General features: G+C 55.2%; 22 protein-coding genes. 10 read left to right on the top strand and 12 right to left on the bottom strand.

The features are described 5' to 3' along the window. Positions 1 to 171: 171 nt before the first annotated feature. Entirely contained in the window at positions 172 to 873 is a 702-nt protein-coding gene (locus tag METMA_RS0105195) for a helix-turn-helix domain-containing protein (RefSeq protein WP_020158011.1), read from the bottom strand. 120 nt (positions 874 to 993) lie between these two features. After that, positions 994 to 3,135: a DNA helicase RecQ gene (recQ, locus tag METMA_RS0105200; protein ID WP_040590997.1), complete on the bottom strand. Its 2,142-nt coding sequence runs from the start codon at positions 3,133 to 3,135 to the stop codon at positions 994 to 996. A gap of 94 nt (positions 3,136 to 3,229) precedes the next feature. Here recQ and gshA point away from each other — a divergent pair, with 94 nt between their 5' ends. The 6 genes from gshA to METMA_RS0105230 all read left to right on the top strand — a co-directional run bounded on the left by gshA (position 3,230) and on the right by METMA_RS0105230 (position 12,316). Continuing rightward, a complete protein-coding gene (gshA, locus tag METMA_RS0105205) occupies positions 3,230 to 4,816 on the top strand; it encodes a glutamate--cysteine ligase (RefSeq protein ID WP_020158013.1) in 1,587 nt (528 codons plus the stop codon). Positions 4,817 to 4,832: 16 nt separating this feature from the next. Continuing rightward, positions 4,833 to 5,564 (top strand): phosphoadenylyl-sulfate reductase, encoded by a 732-nt coding sequence (locus METMA_RS0105210; protein WP_020158014.1) that lies wholly within the window; start codon positions 4,833 to 4,835, stop codon positions 5,562 to 5,564. 172 nt (positions 5,565 to 5,736) lie between these two features. Continuing rightward, a complete protein-coding gene (locus METMA_RS0105215) occupies positions 5,737 to 6,138 on the top strand; it encodes a hypothetical protein (protein ID WP_020158015.1) in 402 nt (133 codons plus the stop codon). A 791-nt stretch (positions 6,139 to 6,929) separates the two neighbouring features. Then, complete coding sequence (locus tag METMA_RS0105220; protein WP_020158016.1) at positions 6,930 to 8,981, top strand: TonB-dependent receptor plug domain-containing protein; 2,052 nt, start codon at positions 6,930 to 6,932, stop codon at positions 8,979 to 8,981. Between the two features lie 72 nt (positions 8,982 to 9,053). Continuing rightward, the gene (locus METMA_RS0105225) at positions 9,054 to 9,563 is read left to right on the top strand and encodes a YfiR family protein (protein WP_198014464.1); all 510 of its coding nucleotides are present in this window, start codon (positions 9,054 to 9,056) and stop codon (positions 9,561 to 9,563) included. Further along, on the top strand, positions 9,560 to 12,316 hold the full coding sequence (locus tag METMA_RS0105230; protein WP_020158018.1) for a response regulator: 2,757 nt from the start codon (positions 9,560 to 9,562) through the stop codon (positions 12,314 to 12,316). Before METMA_RS0105225 ends, METMA_RS0105230 begins: the two co-directional genes overlap by 4 nt. A 447-nt stretch (positions 12,317 to 12,763) precedes the next feature. On the opposite strand, the gene METMA_RS0105235 is transcribed toward METMA_RS0105230, so the two are convergent. The 3 genes from METMA_RS0105235 to metE all read right to left on the bottom strand — a co-directional run bounded on the left by METMA_RS0105235 (position 12,764) and on the right by metE (position 16,966). Then, the gene (locus METMA_RS0105235; protein WP_020158019.1) at positions 12,764 to 13,882 is read right to left on the bottom strand and encodes a methyltransferase; all 1,119 of its coding nucleotides are present in this window, start codon (positions 13,880 to 13,882) and stop codon (positions 12,764 to 12,766) included. Between the two features lie 15 nt (positions 13,883 to 13,897). Then, positions 13,898 to 14,518: a TetR/AcrR family transcriptional regulator gene (locus METMA_RS0105240; RefSeq protein ID WP_020158020.1), complete on the bottom strand. Its 621-nt coding sequence runs from the start codon at positions 14,516 to 14,518 to the stop codon at positions 13,898 to 13,900. A gap of 162 nt (positions 14,519 to 14,680) precedes the next feature. Continuing rightward, positions 14,681 to 16,966: a 5-methyltetrahydropteroyltriglutamate--homocysteine S-methyltransferase gene (metE, locus tag METMA_RS0105245; RefSeq protein WP_020158021.1), complete on the bottom strand. Its 2,286-nt coding sequence runs from the start codon at positions 16,964 to 16,966 to the stop codon at positions 14,681 to 14,683. Positions 16,967 to 17,069: 103 nt separating this feature from the next. Here metE and METMA_RS0105250 point away from each other — a divergent pair, with 103 nt between their 5' ends. Continuing rightward, positions 17,070 to 17,954, top strand: coding sequence for a LysR substrate-binding domain-containing protein (locus METMA_RS0105250; RefSeq protein ID WP_020158022.1), 885 nt, complete (start codon positions 17,070 to 17,072; stop codon positions 17,952 to 17,954). 314 nt (positions 17,955 to 18,268) lie between these two features. Here the strand turns inward: METMA_RS0105250 and METMA_RS0105255 are convergent, their stop codons facing one another. Further along, the gene (locus METMA_RS0105255; protein ID WP_020158023.1) at positions 18,269 to 19,120 is read right to left on the bottom strand and encodes a TraB/GumN family protein; all 852 of its coding nucleotides are present in this window, start codon (positions 19,118 to 19,120) and stop codon (positions 18,269 to 18,271) included. Positions 19,121 to 19,826: 706 nt separating this feature from the next. Between METMA_RS0105255 and METMA_RS26905 the strand changes: the two genes are divergently transcribed. The 3 genes from METMA_RS26905 (at position 19,827) to METMA_RS0105270 (ending at position 21,605) form a co-directional block, all read left to right on the top strand. Further along, positions 19,827 to 19,976 (top strand): hypothetical protein, encoded by a 150-nt coding sequence (locus METMA_RS26905; RefSeq protein ID WP_020158024.1) that lies wholly within the window; start codon positions 19,827 to 19,829, stop codon positions 19,974 to 19,976. A gap of 277 nt (positions 19,977 to 20,253) precedes the next feature. Beyond that, on the top strand, positions 20,254 to 20,712 hold the full coding sequence (locus METMA_RS23995) for a hypothetical protein (RefSeq protein WP_020158025.1): 459 nt from the start codon (positions 20,254 to 20,256) through the stop codon (positions 20,710 to 20,712). Further along, positions 20,709 to 21,605 carry a tyrosinase family protein gene (locus METMA_RS0105270; RefSeq protein WP_020158026.1) on the top strand — a complete coding sequence of 299 codons (897 nt, stop codon included), beginning with the start codon at positions 20,709 to 20,711 and terminating at the stop codon, positions 21,603 to 21,605. The genes METMA_RS23995 and METMA_RS0105270 overlap by 4 nt, the downstream gene beginning before the upstream one ends. 306 nt (positions 21,606 to 21,911) lie before the next feature. On the opposite strand, the gene METMA_RS0105275 is transcribed toward METMA_RS0105270, so the two are convergent. The 6 genes from METMA_RS0105275 to METMA_RS0105300 are packed head-to-tail and all read right to left on the bottom strand — an operon-like array spanning position 21,912 to position 26,586. After that, entirely contained in the window at positions 21,912 to 22,337 is a 426-nt protein-coding gene (locus METMA_RS0105275; protein ID WP_020158027.1) for a hypothetical protein, read from the bottom strand. A 2-nt stretch (positions 22,338 to 22,339) separates the two neighbouring features. Next, positions 22,340 to 23,311: a vWA domain-containing protein gene (locus tag METMA_RS0105280; RefSeq protein ID WP_020158028.1), complete on the bottom strand. Its 972-nt coding sequence runs from the start codon at positions 23,309 to 23,311 to the stop codon at positions 22,340 to 22,342. Next, positions 23,311 to 23,871, bottom strand: a complete 561-nt coding sequence (locus METMA_RS0105285) for an MxaK protein (protein ID WP_027147059.1) — start codon at positions 23,869 to 23,871, stop codon at positions 23,311 to 23,313. The genes METMA_RS0105280 and METMA_RS0105285 overlap by 1 nt, the downstream gene beginning before the upstream one ends. Beyond that, a complete protein-coding gene (locus tag METMA_RS0105290) occupies positions 23,868 to 24,848 on the bottom strand; it encodes a vWA domain-containing protein (protein WP_020158030.1) in 981 nt (326 codons plus the stop codon). The genes METMA_RS0105285 and METMA_RS0105290 overlap by 4 nt, the downstream gene beginning before the upstream one ends. After that, positions 24,845 to 25,735: a hypothetical protein gene (locus METMA_RS0105295; protein ID WP_020158031.1), complete on the bottom strand. Its 891-nt coding sequence runs from the start codon at positions 25,733 to 25,735 to the stop codon at positions 24,845 to 24,847. Before METMA_RS0105295 ends, METMA_RS0105290 begins: the two co-directional genes overlap by 4 nt. Then, positions 25,732 to 26,586 carry a DUF58 domain-containing protein gene (locus tag METMA_RS0105300; protein ID WP_020158032.1) on the bottom strand — a complete coding sequence of 285 codons (855 nt, stop codon included), beginning with the start codon at positions 26,584 to 26,586 and terminating at the stop codon, positions 25,732 to 25,734. Before METMA_RS0105300 ends, METMA_RS0105295 begins: the two co-directional genes overlap by 4 nt. Positions 26,587 to 26,591: the final 5 nt, after the last annotated feature.

Consider the following 26,591-nt stretch of genomic DNA (forward strand, 5'->3'; position numbering starts at 1 on the left):
AACAAACAATTTCTTGATCTAGCTCAACTTTAATGTAGCAAAGTTTGTTTAAATAGCCTCGCTCTTAGCGCAATATTGCTGAATATTCCTCTCACGCAGCATATTTGCCTAAGTTCTACCTACATAGAATTACTAATTTTTAGATCCGACGAGCTTTGGGCTGTTTAGCGATTATTCCGTATAAAAGCTAAACAGCCTTTTTTTATCGATGATTTTCAATTGCTTGGATTTGACTTCAATCAACTGTCGTGACTGAAAATGATGAATGATACGACTGACCGTTTCATGCGCGATCCCCAGATAATTGCCTATTTCCTCACGCGACATGCTCAAACGGAATTCCAGCTCTGAGTAGCCCCGCATTCTGAGCCGTTCTGAAATATGCAGGATAAAACAGGCCACGCGCGCTTCCGCGGACCGTCGGCTAAGCATCATCTTTTGTACCTGGCTGTCGAACTGGTCGCAGGTCCGTTGCAGCAGCACTTGACTCAAGCCCGGTGTTTTGACGGCCAGCACTTCAATTTTATGGGCCGGCAGATGGCAGTAATTCACGGTTTCCAATGCGATGGCCGTGCAGTTATGAGTTTGTGACGACATGCCGTCAAACCCCAGCAACTCGCCCGGCAGAATAAAATCAACGACCATCTCGTTGCCGCTTTGATCGAAACTGAGCAGTTTCGCGCTGCCGGAGCGCAAGGCAATGATGCCTCTGAACGGGCTGCCGGCATGATAGATGGCCTCCCCTTTCCGGCGGATATTGTTCCGGTTGACCAGTAAACCAAGCTCACCGATTTCGGAACTGGTCAACCCTTTAGGGATGCATATGTTATCCAGGTTACAGTTTTCGCAGGTGATGGTCGATTTATTTGTCAATGGATCTGGCGCTGTTGGATTTATCATGTGGTCAGAATAGGGATGGGAAAAGTACGATAGCCGACAAATCTATCAAAAACTTAGCCTGGTCACAAGATTCGCCTGGTTATCGCCATGCCATTATAAAAGGGATTGATACAGCAGGGCCGCCCTGATACAGCGCAGAATACCGTAATTGTACTGGCCGCCGAACAGCTCATAAACAGGCTTGAGCGCGTTTTTCCGGTCTTCCGGCAAACTGATAAACGCATCCTCTATAAGCCTGATTTCCGGCTCCGGCAAATCAACGACCTCTGACAGCGCCAACAGCCCTTGTTCCAGGGACTCGGCCAAATGGTTATAAATGGTGGTCTCCTGCAGTTCCCGCTGCCGGGCAATCTGTTCCACGCTGTAGCCCAGCCTGAACAAAGCCACCGATTCGGCCATGGTATCGGATAAATCGATTGGCCCCTGATTTTTAACTTCGGCAAATTCGCTGATCACGGCCAGGAATTCATCGCCATACAGCTCCAGCTTGCGTTCGCCGACGCCCGACAACAAGCCCAGTTGCTGATGTGTCATGGGCTTGGCTTCCAGCATGGCCATCAACGTGGCGTCATGGAAAATAACATACGGCGGCACATCCTGTGCATCGGCCAGCTCGCGGCGCTTGGCGCGCAATGCATTCCACAGCAAGGCGTCCTGGCTGTCGCCAAACTGCCGGCTTTCGCCTTTGCGGCGCTTTAACTTCTGCGGCTTTAAATCCTTGCGCAGCATCAACTGCTGTTCGCCGCGCAAAATCGGACGGCAGGCCTCCGTCAGCTTGAAGGCGCCGTAGCCGTCAAAATCGACCGCCACCAGCCCTCGGGCAACCAATTGCCGAAATACCGAACGCCACTGGCTTTCGTCCAGTTCCTTGCCGATGCCGAAAGTCGATTGCAGGTGATGGCCAAAGCTTTTGATCCGCTCATTGTCCTTGCCGAGCAACACATCGATCAGGTAATTGACGCCGAAGCGCTGCTCGGTGCGATAAATGCACGACAATGCCTGCTGCGCGGCCAACGTGCCGTCCCAGGTCTCCACCGGCTCCAGGCAGGTGTCGCAATTGCCGCAGGGTTGCGCTAGCGTGTCGCCGAAATAGCTTAACAACGATTGTCGGCGGCAATGCACTTGCTCGCATAAAGCCAGCATCGATTCGAGCTTATGGTATTCGACACGTTTGTGCGCTTCGTCGGCATTGGAATCGGCCAGCATTTGCCGTAGCGTAATGACATCCTGCAGGCCATAAGCCATCCAGGCATCGGCGGGCAGTCCGTCGCGCCCCGCCCGGCCGGTTTCCTGATAATACGCCTCGACGCTTTTAGGCAAGTCCAGATGCGCGACAAAACGCACGTTCGGCTTATCGATGCCCATGCCGAAAGCGATCGTGGCAACGATCACGAGACCGTCCTCCATCAAAAACCGGTGCTGGTGCTGTTGCCGAAGGTTCGCGGCCATGCCGGCATGATACGGCAGCGCATTGATGCCCTTGGTTCTGAGCCATTCGGCCGTGGCCTCGACTTTCTTGCGCGACAGGCAATAAACGATGCCGGCATCGCCGGCATGCTCGGCCCGAATAAAATCGAGCAACTGCTGCCGGGCGTTCTGCTTCTGTACAATCCGGTAACGGATATTGGGCCGATCGAAGCCGCTTTGGAACAGCCGGGCCTGCTCCAGCCCCAGACGCTGCATGATCTCCTGCCGGGTCTTCTCATCGGCCGTTGCGGTCAGCGCGATGCGCGGAATAGCGGGGAAACGCTCATGCAGCATCGACAACTGCAGGTAATCGGCGCGAAAATCATGCCCCCATTGCGACACGCAATGCGCTTCATCAATGGCGAACAGGGCTATATTAAGGCGCTCGAACAGCGCCAATGTGCGCGCCGACGTCAGTCTTTCCGGGGCGATATAAAGTAAGTCGAGCTCATCATTCAGCAACTGCTGCTCGATAATGCGCACGTCATCCTGCGCTAGAGTCGAATTGAGAAAAGCGGCTTTCACGCCGACCTGAAGCAAGGCGCTGACCTGATCCTGCATCAACGCGATCAGCGGCGAAATGACGATGCCGACACCGGTCCTGATCAGGGCCGGAATCTGATAGCATAACGACTTGCCGCCCCCGGTCGGCATCAGGACCAGAGCGTCCTGCCCGGCGATTAATTGCTCGATAACCGCCTGCTGCTGCCCCCTGAAACGGTCATAGCCGAAAATTGTTTTGAGTATTTCAATGGGCTTGCTGTGCACGGCTTCCTTCACTGCGATAATATTTCTTCAATCAGTTAATACCTTCTATAATAGACCGATTATATCAGGACTGCAGGGTACAGACGCCCAATCTATGACTCATTTGAATAATAAGCTTTCAACACGCCTGGTCCAGATTCTGGAAAACGGCCAACAGCAACTGCTCCGCGGGGGATTTAAAGGCATCGAAAAGGAAAGCCTTCGCATAGCCAAAGACGGCTTCATCGCGCAAACCCCGCATCCGAAAGCATTGGGGTCCGCCCTGACCCATCCGTATATCACGACGGATTATTCCGAAGCCCTCATTGAATTGATCACGCCGCCGTTTACCGACATCAAGGACTCGCTGGCATTTCTGGACAAAACGCACCAGTTTGTTTATGACAACCTGGACAACGAAATGCTGCTGGCCGCGAGCATGCCCTGCGGCATCGACGGCGATGAAAGCATACCGATTGCCCAATACGGCTCATCCAACATCGGCCGCATGAAGCATATCTACCGGCACGGCCTGTGGCATCGCTATGGCAGGACCATGCAATCCATTGCCGGCATCCACTTCAACTATTCCGTGCCCGAAGCCTTGTGGCCTGTTCTGTACGCGCAGGAAAATCCGGATGCCAGCCTGGAACACTTCATATCCGAGTCCTATTTCGCATTGATCAGAAATTTTCAGCGCCGGGGCTGGCTGATCCTGTATCTGTTCGGCGCCTCGCCCGCCATCTGCAAAAGTTTCTTCAAAAGCCGCCCGTCCCTGATGGACGGGTTTGAGGAATTCGACCCGGGCACCCTGTATCATCCTTATGCCACCTCATTACGCATGAGCGATATCGGCTATAAAAGCAAAAATCAGGCTAACTTGCGGATTGATTACAATTCGCTGGCCGGTTATGTCGCCAGCCTGAGCCAGGCCATCGCCACACCCTATCCGGAATACGAAAAAATCGGCACGGTCGTGGACGGGCAATACCTGCAGCTGAGCAGCAATATCCTGCAGATCGAGAACGAGTTCTACAGTACGATCCGGCCTAAACAGATTGCCGAATCCGGCGAAAAACCGACACTGGCGCTCAAGCGCCGCGGCGTCCGTTACGTGGAAATGCGCTCGCTTGACCTGGATGTCTTCAACCCTATCGGCATCGACGAAGACAAAGCCCGCTTCATAGAGGCGCTGCTGCTGACCTGCCTGTTGAAAGACAGCCCGCTGAAATCGGAACAGGATCAGCAGATCAACAATGCCAATCAGCTGGCTGTGGCGCAATTCGGCAGAAAGCCCGGACTGGAACTGAACAGAGACGAGCGAACCATGCCTTTACGGGACTGGGCCAGCGAAATCCTGGAAGACATGTGGCCGATTTGCGAGATCCTGGACGGCGACGATGCAAACAAACCCTACAGCCAGGCCCTGATGCAGCAGCAAGCAATCGTCGACAATCCCGACCTGACCGCCTCGGCGCGCATACTGGAGCACATGGGGCAGCAGCACCAGGAATTCGGCTGCTTCTCGCTGAACAAATCGGCCGAGCATGAACAGTACTTCCGGCAACGCAAGCTGGATGACCGCAATACCGCGCAATTCAATGAACTTGCCGAGCAATCGCTGGCCAAACAAAAAGAAATCGAAAGCCGCGACCAACTGCCTTTTGACGAGTTTTTAAAACACTATTTCGCGCAAAGCTGACGTTAATCCGACCAACATGACCGCATTCAATATCGAGACCTTACAAACCGAGCTGGCGCAGAAAAACCCGCGCGCTATCCTCAAAAAAGCCCTGGAGCTGTTCGACAACATTGCCATTTCCTTCAGCGGCGCCGAAGATGTCGTGCTGATCGACATGGCCGTCAAGATCAGGCCGGACATACCGGTTTTCTCGCTCGATACCGGCCGCCTGCATCCTGAAACCTACCGTTTCATCGAGAAAGTCAGAAAGCATTACCAGATCGACATTGAGCTGTTGACCCCGGACCGGGACATACTGGACCGCTTCGTCAAAAGCAAGGGCCTGTTCAGCTTCTACGAAGACGGCCATCAGGAATGCTGCGGCATCCGCAAAGTGGAGCCCTTAAAACGCAAACTCGCGCATCTGGATGCCTGGATTACCGGCCAGCGCAAGGACCAGAGCCCCGATACGAGGCAAGCCATTCCCGAAGTGCAAATCGATACCGCGCTCTCCACGCCGGAACACACACTGGTTAAATTCAACCCGCTGGCCAACTGGACGTCGGCACAGGTGTGGGATTACATAGAAGCCTGGCAGGTGCCCTACAATGAACTGCACGAGAAAGGCTTCGTCAGTATCGGCTGCGAGCCCTGCACGCGCCCCATCCTGCCCAACCAGCACGAACGAACCGGCCGCTGGTGGTGGGAATCGGGGGCCAAAAAAGAATGCGGCCTGCATGCGGGCAATTTAAAAGGTAAAGACGAATAACTACCGAAAGCGCCGGTTCCTGCACGGCTTGCGCCTTGTGCTTACAGCCGGCCGGCAACCCGCATACAGGGTCTGTCTCGTATGGGCTGCCGGCTTTCCGGCCATGGCACTCAACTTGCTAGTTATGCTCCTACCAAACGATTAAATTCAGATCAACCTGTAGGAGTACCGGATGAGTATCTATCTAAACGCGGTGATCGGCAGCCGGGAACTGGAAGGCAGCGCCATCGACAAGGCAATTATGACGATGGCGCTGCGTCTGGCAAAAGCGCGCAAGACATTGGAAAATAATGGAGGAATGGCTGTTGACCTGACGCTGCTGCTGCCGGGCAAAACGCACAAACCCGATTTTAAAGGCATGCGCATGACGCGTTTTTCCAGTACCGAGGGCGTGCTCTATATCGAGTCTGCCGTACCGGAGAAAATGTTGCATTCGGAACAGGCCGAACTTTATGTGTCGGCTTTGTTACAGGATGCGGTGGACAATGCCGCGGACTATTTTTCCGACCGGGGTTTGGCTTTTTCCCATACCCAGTGGCAAAGCCTGCTGCAGTCGGACGGCAACGAGCCGTAGTCTTCAAGCCGGCATCATCGCCTCTTCCCTTTTAGATTGTCAGGCGCACGACCTGAACATGGGCGCCGCCCTTAACAAGGCGGATACTCTATCGTCCGGCAAACAGGGCTAACGGATATCGTCAGCCCCGCCCAAATTGCGTCATTCCCGCCTGTCGGCGGGCGCCTTTTAGAAGCGCGCCAGACAATAGCACAGCAACTTTGAACCGACGATCTTTCGACCGCCGAGCTTGCACAGTGCTCATTATCAAAACTGATTCAACCTTACAGTAGCTAATGAGCCATGAACTTGGTAAAGTGCACTTTTTGACCGATCCCGCATATCAATTTCGCTTTACGGCCTCTTAGGCACGGGAATGAAACAAGCCCCGCGATTGATGCAGGATTTCTGTTCATGTTCAGGGCGCGGAAACAAACGCATGGCAAGCTGAGTAGCTGTTTGCGCAAAGCTTCCGCTCCTTGCTCACGCCCCTTGCCTACATCCCTGTAGGCAAGGCCTGAGAAGGACGGAAAGACAAGTCAGTTGCGAGAGCTGTAAAATTCACGTTCCCAGTTATGAAGACAGGATGAAAAACGCTTCATTGCGATGGGCTGACGCTGGCCTGATATGGAAATAACGGCATTCTCCATGAAGTTAATACAACAGAAACAATGGATATCGTTCCGGAGCGACACGCCTCCGGATCGGAACTGACCAGGCAATTGCCGCGTTTGTTAGGAGTTGATTAATCCAAGACTGATCAACGCTTGAAGAAACTCAACAGCTATTCCTCGTTTTGAGGCATATAAGCGATGAAACGTAAAATAATAAAAAATCTGGCGGGCGGTTTATTCGCGCTTACAATTCCGTGCGAGTGCGCTTTCGCTTCGGCCCCATTGTCCTGCGATACGATTTCCGAAACCGATATTGTCGACCTGGATTTATCGGAACTGGCCGAGGTGCCGGTTTTTTTATCCGCCAACCAGAAGGCGACCTGCACCAGCCAGGCCGCCGGCATTGTGACCGTGATCTCGGGCCAGGAAATCCGCAACATGGGTGCCCGGGACCTGATCGACGTGCTGCAACTGGTGCCCGGTTTCAGTTTCGGTGTCGACACCTCCAATGTCGTGGGCCTGGGCATTCGCGGCATTCAGGCGCATGAAGGCAAGGTAGCGGTTTTTGTCGACGGTATTAATTTAAATGAACATCGGTTTGGCACGACCCAGTTCGGCAATCATTTTTCAACGGAACAAATTGACCGCATCGAAATCATTCGCGGCCCCGGCTCCATTATTCACGGTAATTTCGCGGAAATGGGCGTGATCAATATCATCAGCAAAAGCGCGGCCCAGATAAACGGCATCAAAGTGAGCGGACAGTATGGCCGCTATGAGCGCGGCGAAGCCCGGAAAAACGCGGAACTGGTCGCCGGAAAAAAATGGGAAGACTGGGAAATCAGCCTATCCGGCAAATACGGTCGAGCCCATCGAAGCGATAGGATCTATCAGGACGCGGTAGGGCAAAGCTTTGACATGGCCGACCAAAACGAACTCGATTCAAGAATGATCAACCTGGGCGTTAAATACAAGGAGATTGGCCTGCGCTTTCTCGCGGATGATTACAGCGTCAACAGCCGCGACGGTTTTGCCGCCACAATGAGCGAACCGGGCCGGTACCTGGCCAACCGCTTTACAACATACGCGGCCAATTTGAACTTCCAGCATGATTTTACCGAAGCCATACAATTGGATCTCAACGCCCAGTTTTCCCACCAGAACCCCTGGGAGCGGACCCGAAAGCATTTAGACGGACAACCGCCGTTATTGCGCGAGCAAGTGTTCGTCGATTTTTACAAGTTCGACGCCAAAACCACGCTGGCGTCGGAAAAAGGCAACTATCTGGTGCTGGGCAACAGTTTCGCTTTCAATAAATTCGACCTCCGCGAGACCGGCGCGGGCGGTCTGAAAACGCCTTTGCCGACCTTCAGCGATTACACCGCCTACGCCGAGGCCAGCTACGCCTTTCCCTGGGTTACCATGCTGGCCGGATTGCGCTTCGACGCCTACAATGAATACGGCACCAACCTGGCCCCGCGCTTTGCCCTGACCAAGGATTTCGGCCGCTTCCACTTCAAGGCCCTGTACAGCCAGGCTTTCCGCATACCGACCGGCGGCAATTATCAAAAAAACGCGGAATACAATCTTGGCCGGCCGGCGGCGGAACAAATCGGCCAGGTCAATCCTGAGAGAACCTACACAGCCGAAATCGAGTTCGGCTATCAATTGTTCGACAACCTGGATTTAACCATCAACCTGTTCGATATCCGCAGCAAAAATATCATCCTGTATCAGATTGATGAGAATGATGACGATTTTTACATCAACGCCGCCGGCCAGAATACCCGGGGTATCGAAACCGGCTTGCTTTATAACGCTAATGGCTGGGGTTATTTGAAGCTGGATTATTCTTATTATCAGTCGACCCGCAACACGGCGGACAAATATAAAATCATCGATGCCCAAGGCCAGATACATGACCGGCTGAATGTCGGCTTTCCCACCCACAAAGTGACCTTGAACGCGCATGCCGCCATTACGCCGTCGTTTTCCATTAATCCGACCTTGGTATTCGTTAGTGATCGCTACGGCTACACAGGCGATCGCCTGACGCACCACGCGCCGTCCTGGAACGCCAACGTCTATTTCCGCTACCAAAACCTGCTGACCAAGGGACTGGAGGTCGGATTAGGCGTTTATGATATTTTTAACGAGCGCTTCGAATACGTCCAGCCATACCACGGCGGCCATCCCGCCTTGCCGGGACCAAGCCGGGAAATCATGCTGAAGCTGTCCTACCAGTATTGATGATGTCCATTCTTTCCCTCCGACCCGATAAGTTGAAACGATAAAACCGATATGCGCATCATGCAGCTGCTTATGAAGTCGGTTTTGCTATTGGCTTTGCTGTTGGGCCAAGGCTGGGCTATGGATCAACGGGAGCTGACGATTAAAGCGGCTTACCTTTTCAGATTGTCGCTGTTTGTCGAATGGCCGCCATCCAGCCTCAACTCGACCGGATCGGAACCGATGCGTTTTTGCATTGCCGGCGATCAAGGCACTACCGAATCCCTGGAAACGCTCCTGGCCGGCAAAGCGATCAATCAGCATAAAATAGAAGTGGCCGAGGTACAGCCGCGTGACGATTTATCGGCCTGCCATTTACTTTATCTTCCCGAATACATCCGATCGCCCCACCCCTTTCTTCAAGCGGCCGCCTCCCACCCGATCCTGACTGTCGGCGAAACCGAGGCTTTCTATCGTCAGGGCGGTATGATATTTCTTTACAATAAAGACAACAGGATTCGATTCGCTATCAATGAACAAGCCGCCAAAGAGGCCGGTTTGGAATTAAGAGCGCAATTATTACATTTGTCCCAACAACCATGATACATACCCAACGCTCCATTAAAAACCGACTTTTTTTCATCATAGTACTGACCAGCACGATCGTGCTCTTGATAGCGGGCCTGCTGTTCATCACCTTCAGAATGATGCAATTGAAGCAGGACATGACCAACAGCCTGACCATCCAGGCCGGCGTCATTGCCGACAATGCCAAGGCCAGCATCGTGTTTAAAGACAAAGACGAGGCCAGCAACTCATTGGCTTCGCTGCAATACGATCCCCAGGTCATTTATGCCGTATTGCTGAACGACGAAAACCAGGTCCTTGCACGCTATCAGCGACCCGACAGCGACTTGTCGAAGGCGCCCCGGATCGTTGACGCGTTTTTGACCGACAGCCCGATTTTCAGCGAAACCGAGCGCTATCTTGTCCATGCCCGGCCGATTTACTCACAAGCCAATAAAATCGGCCACGTGATTCTATATGCCGACTTTTCGCGCTATCGGCATCTGCTGGCCCACACCGCGCTGGTGGTGGGTATTGTCATTATACTCGCCCTGATTGTGGCCTTGTGCTTGTCCTATCTCCTGCAAAAGCTCATCTCGAAACCGATCGAATCGCTGGCCGACTTCGTCTGGACCGTTATCGAAGGGCAAAATTATGAATTGAGGGTAGAGAACAAAAGCTATGCCGAAATTGAACGGCTGTCGGATGCCTTTAACAAATTGCTGGAGCAAATCCATTATGCGATATCGGCGCGCGACCAGGCGCAAATGCAATTGAAAAAATATAGCGAGCAATTGCAGGAGTTAGTGTATGACCGGACTCGTCAACTCGAAAACGCCAAAGAAGCCGCTGAAGCGTCGTCCAGAGCCAAATCGGCGTTCCTGGCCAATATGAGTCATGAGATCCGTACCCCGATGAATGCGATTGTGGTCTTTACCCGTCTGGCACTGAATGCATCGGAGTCCCCCCATCAGCAACAGCAACTGAAGCGCGCGCTTGAATCGGTCGATTTGCTGCTGTCCCTGATCGACGATTTACTCGATTTCTCGCGCATTGACGCCAATAAAATGGAACTGGATTATCAAGACTGCGATTTGTTTGAAATCCTGACCAGCATCAATCAAATGCTGACCGCCAAGTTTGTCGAAAAAGAGCTTGAATTCATTATCGACGTCTCCGAAACAGTGCCCCGGCATATCTGGACCGATTCACTGCGGTTAAAGCAGGTGCTGATTAACCTGCTGACCAATGCGTTAAAGTTTACCGAAAGAGGGCAAGTGCGCTTGTCCATCTCCCCCGATAAGAATGGCCCATCGCCGCAAATAAACTTCAGCATCAGCGATACCGGCATCGGCATGGACCGAAAAACACTCGACAGAATCTTCGAAGTCTTCAGCCAGGGCGACGTATCGACCACACGCAAATACGGCGGCACCGGACTGGGACTGAGTATTTCCAAGAAACTGGTGACCCTGATGGGCGGCAATCTGAATGCTGAGAGCCGCCCCGGACAGGGCAGCCGCTTTTCATTTTCATTACCGCTTAAACCGGTACTGGCCGAAGCTGAAACTGATAATGCCATTGCCATCGACCGGTCCGTACCCATGCCGGACGTCATGGTCGTCGAGCCCCGTCAACAGAGCCGGACGCATCTGGTTGGACTCTTGCAATCGCTAGGCTGCAAAGCCGACAGTGCGGAAACAGGCAACGGCGCATTAAATCAGCTGACGCGCCATCACTACCGCCATTTGCTGATCAGTCGGAATTTGCCGGATATTGATGCCTTGAAACTGGTCCGCCTGATCAGAGCCGAACCCCGGTTATCGGGACTCTCGATTTCGCTGATGGACAACCTGCTGGGCGAACAAGCCATCAAGCAGTTTTCCGAAACCGACACCCCGGTAGGCTACCTGAAAACCCCTGTTTTCGATCGGGTACTGCTTTATCGGCATCTGGTCTCGGGGCAACAGGAAAACGCCCCCCGGATATTGCCCCAAGCCGAACCGCCGGTCCAATTGCTTAAATTATCCTGCGTTTTGATTGTTGACGACTATCACATTAACCGGCTGCTGGTCATGGACATTCTTCAAGACCAGGCGGAACGGTTTCTGGAAGCCGTCAATGGCCGGGAAGCAATCGAAATCCTGCAAAAGGAAAAGGTGGATCTGGTGCTGATGGATATTCAAATGCCGGAAATGGACGGTTACGAGGCAACCCGGCGGATTCGCCAGCAACTCCAGCTCACATCTTTACCGATCATCGGCATGACGGCTTTTGCCGGCGAAAGCGACCGCCGTCAATGCTATCAGGCAGGCATGAACGACGTTATGACAAAACCCATCGATATCGAACAATTAAGGAAAATATTCCACCAGCTCAGCAAGGGGCAGGCCAGATTCTCGGCAGTCAACAGCGCCGCCGGCGCCGACCCGGCGCTCACCAATTATCGCTTGCCCGGCATAGACGTCGAAAGCGGCCTGTCGCGACTGCATAACGATGAAAAGAAATACAAAAAACTGCTCGAGCTGTTCTACAACAGCTATCAGGGCAAGGAAAACCTGTTGGAAGACTATCTGGCGCAAAAAAACTGGGCCGGTGCCGAAGCCTGGCTGCATGCCTTGAAAGGCATTTGCGCCAATCTCTCCATCTCCAGCGTCAATGACAGCTGTGTAAAACTTCACCAGCAATTGCAGAATCGATCCGTTGAGCCGAAGGACCTGCAGCAGTTCAAGCATCGCTTCACCGAAGTCATTAGTGGCCTGCGGCAAGTGGCTGAATCGGAGCCTTAAACCGGACCAGAACGGACACGCGCAACCACGGCATTCACATAACTCCAGATCAATCCGTCATCAAAAAGATACGGGAATGTGAAAGTTGGCGATACTAAGGATTTGGCTAAAAATGACTTCCTGAAATTAGAGTCTTGCATAGGATGTGCTGACCCAAAGCAAGCGCTCTAGGCGGCGCAGTGAAGCGCATCGCTCGCGAACGATGCGCCTCCTGTCGTCGGCACATCCTATGTTTAAACAGGGAAATTATTTATGACCAAATCCTAAGTAATAGGCATGGAATAAATCCGCACCTACACCGGAAATTCCTCCGCGCACTTGAGGAAGTTATTTTATGCGCACTCCTAACCAACACCTTAAAACTTCGTGCGCTTCATGTCCTTGTGGTTAAATTTTTGATTCATAAAATGTTTGCGCGCGATTTAACCAGAGGCACGGACACGACCTTCATTGCCCCGGCCGCAGCACCAGTATTTTCGCGAACGATTGCAGGCTCACCTGTTCTTCCAGCACCAGGCCGCAGCGGTTGAACAGCTTTTGCCATTCATCGAGCGTCCTTTCCTTTCCGCGGTTAGCCATAAACATCTGCATGTCGACTGCGGCACCGGCAAAATCGGCCCGCGATTCGGGCAGAACCAGTTCCATCAGGGCAATGAGGGCGCCCGTTCCGGCGCAGGCGCTGACGATATTGCACAGAGCCTTGACGCAATGATCGTCATCGAAGCCGTGCAGGACGGCGCTGAGCAGGTAAATGTCCTTGTCGCTGGCCGCCGCCGGAACCGATTGGAGCAGATCGCCGGCCTGAAATTCCAGGCGGGCGAGCAGGGCCGGCTCCTCGCGCCCTATCCAGTGTTGCGCCGCTTCACGGATAACTTGAGCACGGTCCACTACCAGGGCAGTCAGATGCGGGTGATATTTCAGGATGGCAAGGGATTTACTGCCGTTCGAGCCGCCAACATCGATGACACGCTCGAACCGTCCCCAGTCGAAATCCCGCGCGAAGCTGTCGCCGGTCAGCGCTTCCACGCTGTCCATCGCCCGCGAGAATAAGCGATCGAACTCGGGATGGGCATCCATATAGCCGAACATTTCCTGTCCATGCGTTAGCTGGAACGGCACCTCACCGTTTCGCACGCCCCTTTCCAGCTGTTCGTACCACGGCCGGCTCATCGCTTCCGAGTTGTGCATCAGAATCATCGCGCGCACGTTTTTCGGGTTGTCCTCGCGCAGATAGGCAGACAGGCCATTGTTGCGGAACACGCGGGGCGACGCTTCCTCGAACACGCCCAGCGCCGCCAACAGCCTGAGCAGCCGGTAAACGGCATCAGGCTCCGCAACAACGCGAGCGGCAATCTCATCGACCGTGAGGTGCTCGTTGCCCAGCACCGTGGCAATATCGAGCCGGGCGGCGACGTAAAGCGCCCGCGACTGCCAGAACGCCGAGCCGATCTGGATGAGGCGAAACGGCTGCGGCGTGATCTTGTTCGGGATGTTTTGCAGCCAGCCGGCGAATTTCATCAGGCCGGAAAACCGTCGAACGGCGCCGGCATTTTTCTGTAACGACAAGGAAGTCCCTCCTAATTATAGATGCGCGGCCGGCGCAAGGCCCGCCGTAAAAAGCCGGCCGTTGAAATTGGCCAGCGCTTCAAGGAAAGCGGCATCCAACGCGTGGCCCATTTGTTCCTCAAAAATATCTTTCAACAGCATCGGCGTCATGGCCAGACTGACGAAAGCCATCCTGAGGACATCCGGATCCACCGACGGAGCGATCTGTCCATGCATTTTCAAGTCGGCGACCTTTTTCGCGCCCCGCGTGCGCCCGCGTTCCAGCAGTTGTTGGATAAAACGCCGCCCCGGCCCCTGGTTCAAAGCCAGCACTTTCAGGATCAGTTTGGGAAATTCCGGCCGTTCGGTCATCGTGTCGTAATAGAGACGAAGGAAGGCTGAGAATCCTTCCATCGACGACAACATCGGCCCGTCCAGCACATCCAGCAATGGGCTCAGCGTATCTCGGATCATCTCCTCGTACAGACCTTCCTTATTGCCGAAGTAGTAGCGGATCATGGAAATGTTGGCATCGGCTTTTTCGGCTATCAGCCGGGTAGTGACCTTATGGTATTCGTCGGCTAAAAAGCATTCCAGTGCGGCCTTGAGCAGCCGCGTCCGGACGGGATCGGAAGATTGTTGCCGGGCAATATTCATCGCATTCTCCTGATAGCAAGTGATCAGGAGTAGATTAGCATCCGCATGCCGGTATCAACAGCATTTTAGTCAATCAATACTTGTTGTTTGATTGACTTGGTATCGTTTCCCACGGAGGACCGTGGAAACCAGGAAATGCATAAATCCGATCGCCCCGACGCCCTAACCTTCCGCCTCGGCAGAACGCAATATTTTCGCCGCTTCGACCATATTGCCCAGCGCTTTCCGGACTTCCTCCCACTGCCGCGTTTTCAGGCCGCAATCCGGGTTGACCCACAGCTTCTCGGGGCTGATCCGTTCGCCGGCCCTTTTCAGCAGCGCGACAATGGCTTCGGTCGTCGGGACATTCGGACTGTGGATATCGTAAACGCCCGGCCCGATGTCGTTCGGATAATCGAAATCGATAAACGCATCCAGCAGTTCCATATTGGAACGCGACGCCTCGATGGTGATCACATCGGCATCCAGTCCGGCAATGGCTTCGATGATGTCATTGAATTCCGCATAGCACATGTGCGAGTGAATCTGCGTGGCGTCCTGGGCGCCGCCGGCGCTGATGCGGAAAGCGCGCCCCGCCCAGTCCAGATACTCGGTCCATTGCGCCTGGCGCAGCGGCAGCCCCTCCCGGAAGGCCGGCTCGTCGATCTGGATCACCGGAATGCCGGCCTGTTCGAGATCCAGCACTTCATCGCGCAAGGCCAGCGCCAGCTGATAGGCCGTGACTGAACGGGGCTGATCATCGCGGACGAACGACCAGTTCAGAATCGTGACCGGGCCGGTCAGCATGCCTTTCATCGGCTTATTGGTTTTACTTTGCGCATAACTGATCCAGCGCACGGTCATGGGCGCAGGCCGGCTGACGTCACCGTAGATGATCGGCGGCTTGACGCAGCGCGTGCCGTAGGACTGCACCCAGCCATGGGCAGTGGTCAGGAAACCCGCCAGCTGTTCGCCGAAGTACTCCACCATGTCGTTGCGCTCCGGCTCGCCATGTACCAGCACATCGAGGCCCAGTTCATCCTGCTCCCGGATGCAGTATTCGATCTGCTGTTCCATCATCTGGATATAGTCCTGTTCGCTGAGCAGGCCCTGTTTGAAATCGTGGCGCACCTTGCGGATCTCCGGCGTCTGCGGGAATGATCCGATCGTCGTGGTCGGATAGCGGGGGAGCTTGAGCCTGATCTGCTGTTGTTCCCGTCGTACCGCAAAGCCGCTCTGCCTCCGGTCCATGGTTTCATCGATGGCCGCCACCCGGGCCTGCACCGCCTGATTATCCCGCAAGCCGCTTTCCCGACGTGCGCGGACCGCGGTTCTTGATGCCGATAATGCCGGCTCGGCGGCATCCGCCCCTTGTTCGAGAGCCTGGCGCAATACCGCCAGTTCCGTCAGCTTTTGCCGGGCAAACGCCAGCCAGGGCTTAACCTTCTGATCCAGCTCAGTCTCGAGTTCCAGATCGATCGGCACGTGCAGCAGTGAACAGGAAGGCGCCAGCCAGAGCTCGCCCTTGAAACGCTCCCGCACGCCGGCAACGGTCGCCAGGGCCGCATCCAGATCGGTACGCCAGACATTGCGCCCGTCGACCAGCCCCAGCGACAGCACCTTGTGATCGGCAAAATTGTCGAGGACGTGCGTCAGTTGCCCGCTGCCTTTGAGCAGATCGATATGAAGTCCCGCGACCGGCAGCTTGCAGGCCAATGAGGCGTGCGCGTTCAGCTCGCCGAAATATGTGGCCAGCAGAATCCTGACGCCATTGTTCTGCAGGCGATGATAAACGGCTTCGAAGGCGCTGCTCCAGGCGACGGGCAGATCCAGCACCAGAGCAGGCTCGTCAATTTGGACCCACTCCACGCCCTGCCCGGCCAGCCGCAGCAGGATTTCGCCGTAAACCGGCAGCAGGCGCTCCAGCAAATCCAACTTATTAAAATCGGTCTCGGATTTTGCCAGCCACAGCCAGGTCAGCGGCCCCAGCAGCACCGGTTTCGGCTGATGGCCCAGCGCCTGCAGTTCGCGCGTCTCGTCGAACAGTTTGGTGCTGGACAAGGCAAACGACTGGTCCGGCGCCACTTCCGGGACCAGATAGTGATAGTTGGTATCGAACCACTTGGTCATTTCGCAGGCCCGAAACGCCTGTCCATCCCTGGCCCGACCCCGCGCCATCCTGAAATAAGCCTCCGGGACGACCGGTTGCGCCGCCGGCCCGAAACGCTCCGGGACGACGCCGAGCATGACGCTGGTATCCAGCACATGATCATAATAGGAAAAATCGCCGACGGGGATAAGATCCAGTCCGCAGTCGGCTTGCAGCCGCCAGTGGCGCTGCCGGATGTCGGCGGCAATGCCGTCCAGGTCCGGCTGATCGATTTCGCCCCGCCAGTAGCGTTCCAGGGCGAATTTCAGTTCACGGTTTTCTCCCAGGCGGGGAAAACCCAGGTTATGCGTTCTTATCATTGTTATTGCTCTCGTCGTGAATTAAGGGACAAGCGCATTGTAAGGCTTGCTTAACATGATAAATATTGATAGTTTCTCATTATTTCATGAGAAAAATTCATAAATGGAACTGATTCATCTGCGCATCCTGCTGGCGCTGAAACAGAGCGGCACGTTAAGCGCGGCCGCCGAACAGCTGCACCTGACCCAGTCGGCCCTGTCCCATCAGATGAAGAACCTGGAACAGCGCCTGGGCGTCGTCCTGTGGCGCAAGCAGGGCCGGCTGCTGGTGCTGACCCAGGCGGGAAAATACCTTTCCGAGGTCGCCGAATCGGTCATCGCCACCGTTGACTCCGCCGAACAGCATCTTGCGCTGCTGGGCGCCGGAAAAACCGGCAAACTGACTGTCGGCATCGACTGCCATGCCTGCTACGAATGGTTCCGCACCATTCTCCAGCCCTATCTGCTGGCCTGGCCGGAACTGGAGGTCGAAGTCACCTCCCGTTACCGGTTCAATTCCCTTGAAGCCATCCGGCACTACAAACTGGACGCGGTCCTGACCTCCGATCCCGCCTTCGACGGCGCGCTGCACTATCAGACCCTGTTCGATTTTGAACTGGTGCTCATCGTCGCCAGCCGGCACCGGCTGGCCGGACGCGGCTTTATCGAGCCGTCGGACCTGCGGCAGGAAACCGTGCTGACCTATCCGGTTGACCGGGAACGCCTGGACATGTTCCGGAAAGTGTTGCAACCCGCCGGCATTGAGCCGTTGAACCACATCACCGTCGAGGAAACCGACATCATGCTGCAACTGGCGGCCAGCCAGCGCGGCGTCTGCCTGCTGCCGGAATGGCTGCTGACGGAAAAAGCCGGCAGACTGTCGCTGGACAGCCTGCGCTTCAACGGCCTGCCGTTGACCAAGACCATGTATCTGGCGACCCGCCATGAAGACGTAACATTGGAATACATTCAGGGATTGATCGGGCTGGCGTCGAACAATCCGGGCTAAGCCGTTATGCTCTGGAATTTTTTCAGGACGGTAGGTAGGCTAGTGCTCAGTCAATATTAATATGCCGGGTAAACTGTAGGGGCGAACCTATGTGTTCACCCTTGCCCAACGGTTCCCCCTCGGCCAATGGTTTCCCGGTAACCTGTCGTGCACCGGACACAGGGCGGACACGCAGGTCCGCCCCTACGGTTCATTCCGGAATTGGAAATGGACCTTGTGGTTGTTTCGGCAATCCCGTCGGTGCGAATTTATTCGCACTATACGAATAACCCTCTGGAGGCCAGAAGTAAATCCGTACCACATGGTTATACTCGTCAAAACGGCTCCACCTTATAACCACGCTGACGCAATTGCGCCAGCAGACCGTCTTCCCCGGCCAGATGCAGCGCGCCGACTAAAATCAATTCCGTTTCCGGCGTATTCAGAAACGCTTCAATCTGCGGCAGCCAGCTCAGGTTACGCTCCACCAGCAGCATATGATAAAGGGCGGGATAGTCTTTACGCATGGGCGTAATTCCCAGCGCTTCCAGCTGCGTTAAATCGCCGTTGCGCCAGGCCTTTTTCATGTCATCCATCAGCACGGGCAACTGCTCTAACTCGTCGAGGGTGTTCAAGATCAGCTCATCTTCATGGCCTTTGGCCATATTCTCCAGCACATCCATCTGTTTGGAAACGCTTTCCAACTGCCCCAGGCTTTTGCCGTCGGTTAAAGCCTGCTGATTAAAAAACGCATCCACGCCGGCATCCGCCAGTCCCAGACGCTGCAATTCCGTCATTATCAGGGTCATCATCACCAGGACAGGTTTAGATTGCTGAATGGAAGCAACCGACATATCCAACTTTTTCAGATACGCTTCCAACGCCTTGTAAGTAGCGGACTTTAGGTTGTTTTCCAGGCTCTGCCCTTCGGGATACATCAGTCTGCCGAGCAACCGGGATTGAATTTCCGGTTCGTGCAGGGCATCCAGATCGGTTTCCAGCACCAGCATCCGAGCCTTGGCATAGGCCAGGCCGAATTCTTCCGGCAAGGGATAATCGCTTTTACCGAGCACATGCACAGTGCCGCCGATAAATAATTCCGTATCGCCCCGGCTGACGCGCCACAGCGAGGTATCGGAAAAGGCCTGCAAAGGCAGGATCAGGCAGAGAAAGATCAAGGCTCTCATATTTTGTCTCTTTTAGATATCAAGGTTTTAAAGAGTTTAGTATATTCACGCAAAATACGGAGCAAACGATGTCACCGGTTAATTGCAATCGCTTTTATTGCCATGGTCGCTGTATTAAAGGATGTCCTGCACGCAGTAAAGCGCATCAATCGCGATCAATGCGTCTTTTGTATGACCACCAACATCCTGTCTGCAAGCGAGCCTTGTCCGGTTGGATGCGCTAACGCGTACTAATGAACTTTGACGTTAGATTGTCAAATGCTTCTCGTCCTAATATTAGGTGAGTAACTATAACAGAGGTAAAACAAAATGGGTTGTATTCAAGAGATATCCTATTTTCCGAATATCTATATTTTAGTGATACTTACCTGTTTTCTCGTATGGACAAAAATACAGACAAAATTTCTATTACAGCGATGGCTAATCAACCTGATTGTCCTGATATTGATTGGATCGAGCTTCATTTTTCAATCAACTTGTCCCACTCCCTGCGATTTTCCTTGTCTGCTTGATGTGCCTGTAAGTCTAGGAATTGTATTATTTGCCGGTTTTTATTTGTTGATGGAAACAGTCCGGTATATAAAGAATGCTTCCTGAAATAAAGCGTGGAACCAGACAATGCGCATCTTCATATCACAAAACGAACGTATTGCAACCGCGCCCGGATGGCTTTACGTTATATCACCATGAGCGAGAATCGGAACCCATGGCCGAGCCGATAGAATTCGACACAGAACGCCAACGGCTCGCGGCGGACTATGGACCGTTCGCCGCACTCAATGCGGATTCTCGGGTCATGCAGTTCTTCCCTGCGCCGCTCGACCGTATCGCGAGCGATGCCATGGCAATGCGCTAATACACAGTTACTCGAGGACATTTCATTATCAATAAAGCGCTGTCAGCATCATACAAAAACTTCGATGAATCCTTAAAAAAACAACGTAGCCCGCTTGCCTTTGCCGGAGGAAATACCGCCGATAGTTGCAAATCGTATTTTGATATGGCCGCAATGTATGAACTTGATTATTTATTACGATTTTTAATTGTAATTTTATTGTTATTAAAGACCAAAAGTATGAAACTTTGAAATAGAGCTAGCCAGGCTTAATTTTCTCCCGATATGGGGATTCATCATGACCAAAAAGACTGATTCTTCCAAAGCCGCAAAGCCGAAAGCGAAATCCAAAAAGCGCAAGAAAGCGATTGGCAAATTCGATACATCAGTTCTGGCCCGCTACTCGCCAACCGATGAAATTAACTCGCATCCCGACTGGGTGAAGGAACAGTTTCCATCGTATATTTCTCCACATACCGGGCACGAAGCTACCGCCATCCGCGAATTCTCCCACGACGGGCATAAAGTCAAGATAACCACCACTTACCAGGTGGAAGTGGACGGGCAGCCGGTCCGCTCTCATTTTTCAGTAGATGAAGATGGCCGCGTATACACTCACGCCACACCATTTGTCACCTACGCTTCGGCCATCGATCTCATGAAGGCTGTCATCGACTTTTACCCTGATTCGTTCCCCGATGTCGGTAGCAAGGCCGGCAATAAAGATCAGGAACACGGGCACGGGAGGCACTCATGATCCGCCACAACTTTCTCAGTAATGCCACTGCGGCACGGCAGTTTATCGAAGGCGTCAATCGGCTCAAAGACCCTGAGCAGTTTCCATGGCCGGGCCAGCCTAACCTATCCCTCTATGATGTTTTTGTTTTCTGGCACCATCAATCGATGATGCTAATGACACCTCCCGGCCAGACCGATCGGAACGCCGCACATTCCGGACCGGCGTTCCTGCCGTGGCATCGTTACTTTCTTATTGCCCTGGAAAGATTTTTACAACAGGCGGTAGATGATGCGGACTTTCGAATCCCCTATTGGGACTGGAATGCCGACGCTCAATTGACAAACCCAAACACATCATCAATCTGGGCCAATGAGAATCTGGGACAGTTCGTTGGCGGAAATTGGCGGGTCCGTCTGGCGATGAACCCGGTCACCGGTAATCTGCAGGTAGTGAATCAACAGCTGCAACGCAACCTTGGCGCTAGCGGCAGGCTTCCCACCCGAACCCAGGTGCGTACGTTCATCAGGAATCAGGTGGCGTATGACCAAATGCCATTTAACTCATCATCCGCAAGCGGGACAAGGAATTATCTCGAGGGCTGGATTGGGGCGGCCAGCACACATAATAGCGTCCATGTATGGGTCGGAGGCGATATGCAATTGTCTTCGTCACCCAATGACCCGGTTTTCTTCCTCCACCACTGTAACGTGGACCGCATCTGGGCCGCATGGCAGGAAAGGCATCCTGCATCTTCATACGTTCCTGATATGGACGCGCCAGACTCACTTCAGTTTCATCGCATTGATGATGCTCTCTACAATGTGTTCGACGAGACAGTGACGCCCAGGCAAATGCTCGATTACAAGACGCACTATGAATACGACACGCTGGACGACCTTATCGGCCTGTGAAGTACGAGACGGGGCAATGTCGCCCGTCCGAAACGCGCAGCCTTGATTAACGGGAGCATCCAGGCTCAAACATTGCGGAAATGTTAGCCTGAATATTTCACCACGAAGGACACGAAGGACAAGAAGGCTTTTCAATTCAAATACTTAGAAATATTTCATGATGAGCTTATGAAGTTATCGGTGATAAATGATAACGCCATGATTTTCTTCGTGTTCTTCGTGTTCTTCGTGTTCTTCGTGTTCTCTGTGGTTCCATGAAATATGTGGGTTAGGGCCGCGGTTGAAAACCCCGTCCCGCTTGAAGCTTCAGGGCTTTTTCCTCACCAGATCGGCACAGCCGACAGTGGCTTCCTCACCGGACTCGACATAACAGGCGCTGACATGATCCTGGCTGAAAATACGGCCATGATTGTAGCCCTTGCTGTCCGCACCCACCCAGGCAAACGAGGCGTTGTCAGGAAAAACCACCCCGAAAAAGCGCTTGGTCCCCCCGGCAAAAGCGAAATGTCCTTTGAACAGGCGCCCTTGCTGCTCGTCAATCTCGACCGTCTTGGTCCAGCTTGAATTGCCTTTTTGCTCTGAATAGGTGTTGTTTTCTCCGGTCCAGATGCCGACCAGATTGGGGATGTCTTCTTTTTGCGCTGCTGAAAAACAGGCCGGACTGCTTGCCAAGGCTGCGGCGAACAGCAGCACGCGCGATGAAAAGGGCGGGGTCTTCTTTAAGTTCTGCATAGTCAAACTCTGTTTATTGCTCTGTTTAAGTATCGTTTCAGCAAGCCGCCGTAAATCGGCAACAGCAGCGCCAGCGCCGCGACGGCCGCTTTCCAGCGCACATCGGCGTCCACCGGTTTCTGCACGGCGAACTCGGGCGTTTGCAGGGCCTCGTTCAAGGCCTCGGTATCGGTCAGCCGGTGATAGCGCAGGCCCGTTTCCGTCGCCAGCTGCTGCAGATACGGCTCGCGCAGGGAGGCCAGATGTTCGCTGCCCGTCGCCGCCTCCCGACCGAACGGCGCGTTGCGGGCGTCGTAGCCTTCGATTTCCTCGGGATTGAGGTTGGATTCGCCGAACGAGGAACGGTGCGGCACATCCTCGGCGCTGTAGAACCCGGCGGCTTCGCCTTTGGCGTTGAATTTCGGGATGGGCACGGGCTGCAGGCCGCCGACGCCGAGGATCATGCCGTCCAGCTTGCCCTTGATCGCGGAAAAATCGGTGCGATAGCGCGGATTGACGGGCGGGGCTTCCTGTCCATCGGTCACGAACACCACTTCGGAATCGCCGTTCCGCAGGATTTCCAGCGCGCTGAGCAGGCCGCCGGCGATCCGGCTGTCCGCCGCCCAGGCCATGCGCCAGTCCAGTTCGGCGATGGCGGCGTCCAACTCGGCGAAGCCCGAGCAGACTTCGATCGGCTCGAACAGCAGGGTCGAGCGCCGCTCGGTAAATATGCCCAGGCCGACTTTCGACTGGCACGGCAGTTTCGGCAGCAACTCGCGCAGCGTCTGTTTGACGTAATGCAGGCGGCTGACGGGGCTGCCATCCAGCCGATAGTCCTGCGCGTTCATGCTGCGGGAAATATCGACGATGAAGGCCAGGTTATAGACCGGACGCTTCTGCCGCTCCCGGGGATGCACGAACAGCGCCAGCATGGCGGCCAGCGCCAGGACCAGGCACCAGAAGCGGTAATCCTTGTGTACGCCGGAAAAGCTCATCAAGGCAGGCCTCTGGGAAAGCCCGGCACGGTCGTCCACGGCTTCGATTTGCGGTTGTCGGGACTGTCGTCCTTGAGGTCGATGCGGTCCATTTCCGGCAGCAGGCGCATGGCGACCTCGAGGTTGTATTTGGCGTCCCAGAACCGGCTGTCCAGCGCCAGCGCCTGCCGGTAGGCCTGCTTCGCCAGCCCCGCCAGCGGCAGGGCTTCATTGAAATGTTTGGCTTCGGCCTGTTCGACCGCCTGCTCCAGATAGACGTTGCCGAGGTTGTAGCGGATTTTGGCCTGCAGCGCACGGTCGCCCGCATCCATGATCAGGCTCAGCGTCGCCAGGGCCTCGTCGTAACGGTGCTTGTTCTTGAAGTAAACCGCCCTCGCCAGTCTGACTTCCGGTTCCGCGCCGACCAGTTTGCCGATATCGATATCATGGCCCGAAGCCAGCTGCTGCATCCAGGCGTTCTCGCGGTCGATCCGGTACAGCGCCCACAGTTCATAAACAACGGCGAAGCTGCTCGCCAGCAATACGCCCCACAACGCGGCGTTCCTCAAGGTTCTTGTCACCTTCTTACCTCACACAGTTTCAAAGCCAGCAGCACCAGCATCAGCCCGGCGGCCCACTGATAGCAGAGCGCCGACAAGTCCTGTCTGGGGATGCGTTCGCGGTAATGCCGGGGCAGATGTTCCAGCCGGTCGATGTCGGCAATGGCTTTGTGCATGGCATCCGGGCTTTCCGCCTCATAAGCCTGATAGGGAATGTTCAGGCTGGTGAAAAACTTGTGCAGATAGCGTTCCGGCATGGCATCGGCATTGTCGTTGCGCGAATCCGTCGGCAGCTCGTAAATGCCGGGGCTGTTGGCCGTGCGCAGAAAAATCCAGTACAGACGGATCTGCTGCTGCTTGAACCATTGCCGAAGCTGCAGTTCGCTGTCCGGATCGATGGCCGCCGCCCCGTCGGACACCAGCAGCACGATGCGCGAGCCGGTCAGTTCCCGGTTATTGAAAAAGGACATGGCCATGGCCAGGCCTTTGCTGATATTGGTATAGGCGAGCGCGGGCACGACTGTGGCGTTGATGGCTGCCTGGATCGCCTCTTTGTTTTCCGTCAGCGGCAGCACGAACAGCGGCGAAGTGCTGTATTCGGCGATGCCGAGCATATCGTGCGGGCGCCCGGCGACAAATTCGGTCAGCAGGCGCCGGGCCGCCGCGGCCTTGGATTCCTCCTCGCTGTCCGGCGTCCTGCCGGCGAAGGTGTTGTCCATGCTGTTGCTGCGGTCCAGCAGCAGGACGATGTTGGCGCCGTGGCCGATGCGTTCGATGCTTTGCTCGGTCCGGTGCAGGCCGGCCAGGCCCAGCACCAGCGCCGCGATCGTCGCCATGCCGAGTATGCGCAACAAAACGGTCAGCCCGGTGGAAAATGCATCGGGCGGCAGTATATCCAGCCACGGATAAGGGCTGTGCCGCACCCCGTCATCGAACAGAGGCCACAGCATGAACAGCAGGCCCGCCAGGACCCACGGCGTCTCCACGGCAAAATTCATCGGCTGCCCCGTTCGATCTCGCGGCAGGCCGCGCAGAGCTTTCTCAGCCGGCCCAGGGCTTCCGGACCGGGTTCGGCCTCGCCGGCGAAGAAATAACGGTTTGAACAGTTGAAGAACCAGTCCAGCTGGTCGCCGAGTTGCCGGTACTGCGGATGCTGCCGGTAGAAGCCGGCCAGCTTGTGCTTGAACAGCGGCTGGCGATTGAGCGCGTTCAGGGCTTCATGGAACACCGTCAGGCCCTGCTCCAGTTCCTGTCCGGACAGGCGCGCCAGTTTTCCGCCGGCGCGCTTGAAAATGCTGCGCCGCGGCAGGCCCGGCAGATAGCCGTACAGATAAGCCAGACCAGCCCCGCTAGCCACTGCGATCAGCCCGGCGACGAGCAGGCCCAGCACCGGGCCGTCGGTCCGCAGCGCGGGCGGCATGGCGTCGGGGCGCTTGTATTCGCCGGTGTCGTCCAGCCTTACCGCCAGCTCGCGCAGGGGCGACAGGGTAAAAGGCCAGGCTGGCACGGCCTGTTCGGCGGTCTTGTCGCCTTGTCCGAGCACGAGGTTGAAGCCCGGAATGGTCAGCATTTTGACTTCATTGGGTGCATAGAAGACCTGATAGGTCAGGTCGATCGTATAACGGAAACCGCCGCCGGCCCGGCTTTCTTCGACCTTGATGTCATTGAGATTCAGCCAGCGGTTGAGCGCTCCCTGCCGGGGCAGGCTGCCGGCTTGCAGCTTGACCCCGTTGCGGGTTTCGACCCGGATGCGGTGTTGTATCTCGTCGCCGATGACATAGCCGAACGGGCGCGGCGTGAGCAGTTCAACATCGCTGACGGCCGGCCTGTCCGAACAGCCGAGCAGCGCCAGCGCCAGCAGGATGCCGGTCAATAGGGTTCTCATGCGGCCCTCTGTTGAAAATAATGATCGATGTGTTCGGCCTTGTAGCGCCCGTCGATAAACAAAGGCTCGGCCCCGAAGGCGCGGAATGCCTGCTGCAGCTGCCGTCGGCGCTGCTCGAAGGCGCGGACGATTTTCTGCTTTAGCGCCGGGCGCATGAACAGGGTGCGCGTCGCGCCGTTTTCCATGTCCTGGAATCTGATCAGCCCCCAGGGCGGGAGATCGAGATATTCGGCGCTGTCCCACAGCACCAGCGGGATCACGTCGTGCCTACTGAGTCCGTGCATGAGTGTTTTGAGCCGGTCCGTGCCGAAATGAAAATCGGACAGCAGAAACACCAGCGCCCGGCTCGCGGGCAGCAATCGCGCCGTTTGCGGCAGGCTTTCGCAGCCTTGTGCCAGGACATGATTTTCCAGATTTTTCGCCAGCGCCCGGACGCGTCCCATTTGCCGGCAGCCCGGCAGCAACCAGCGCTGTTCCAGCTGTCGTCCGCAACCGATAAAACCGAAGCTGTCGCCGTAACTGAAAGCCGAGCTGGCGGCCGACAATAGAAAATCGATCAGGATTTGTTGTTTGTTCAGGCTGCCGGAAAACGACATCGACGCGGACAGATCGGCGATCAGGTAGACATCGAGCGTGCTTTTCTGCTGGTAGACGCGCACCTGATAGCTGCCGAACGGGTCCAGCACGCTGGCGCGCAGATCAATGCGCCGGGGGTCGGGCGCCGCGATCAGCGGTTCATGGCGTTTGAACAGCTGGCCGCTGCTGACCATCTGCCCCGGATGCGCGCCGGGAAAAACGCTGCCTGCGGGACTTGCCAGCCGGTAGCGGAAGGTTTCGGGAGCGGTTGTCATGGCGT

This window comes from Methylobacter marinus A45 (assembly GCF_000383855.1).
Classification (GTDB): Bacteria; Pseudomonadota; Gammaproteobacteria; order Methylococcales; family Methylomonadaceae; genus Methylobacter; species Methylobacter marinus.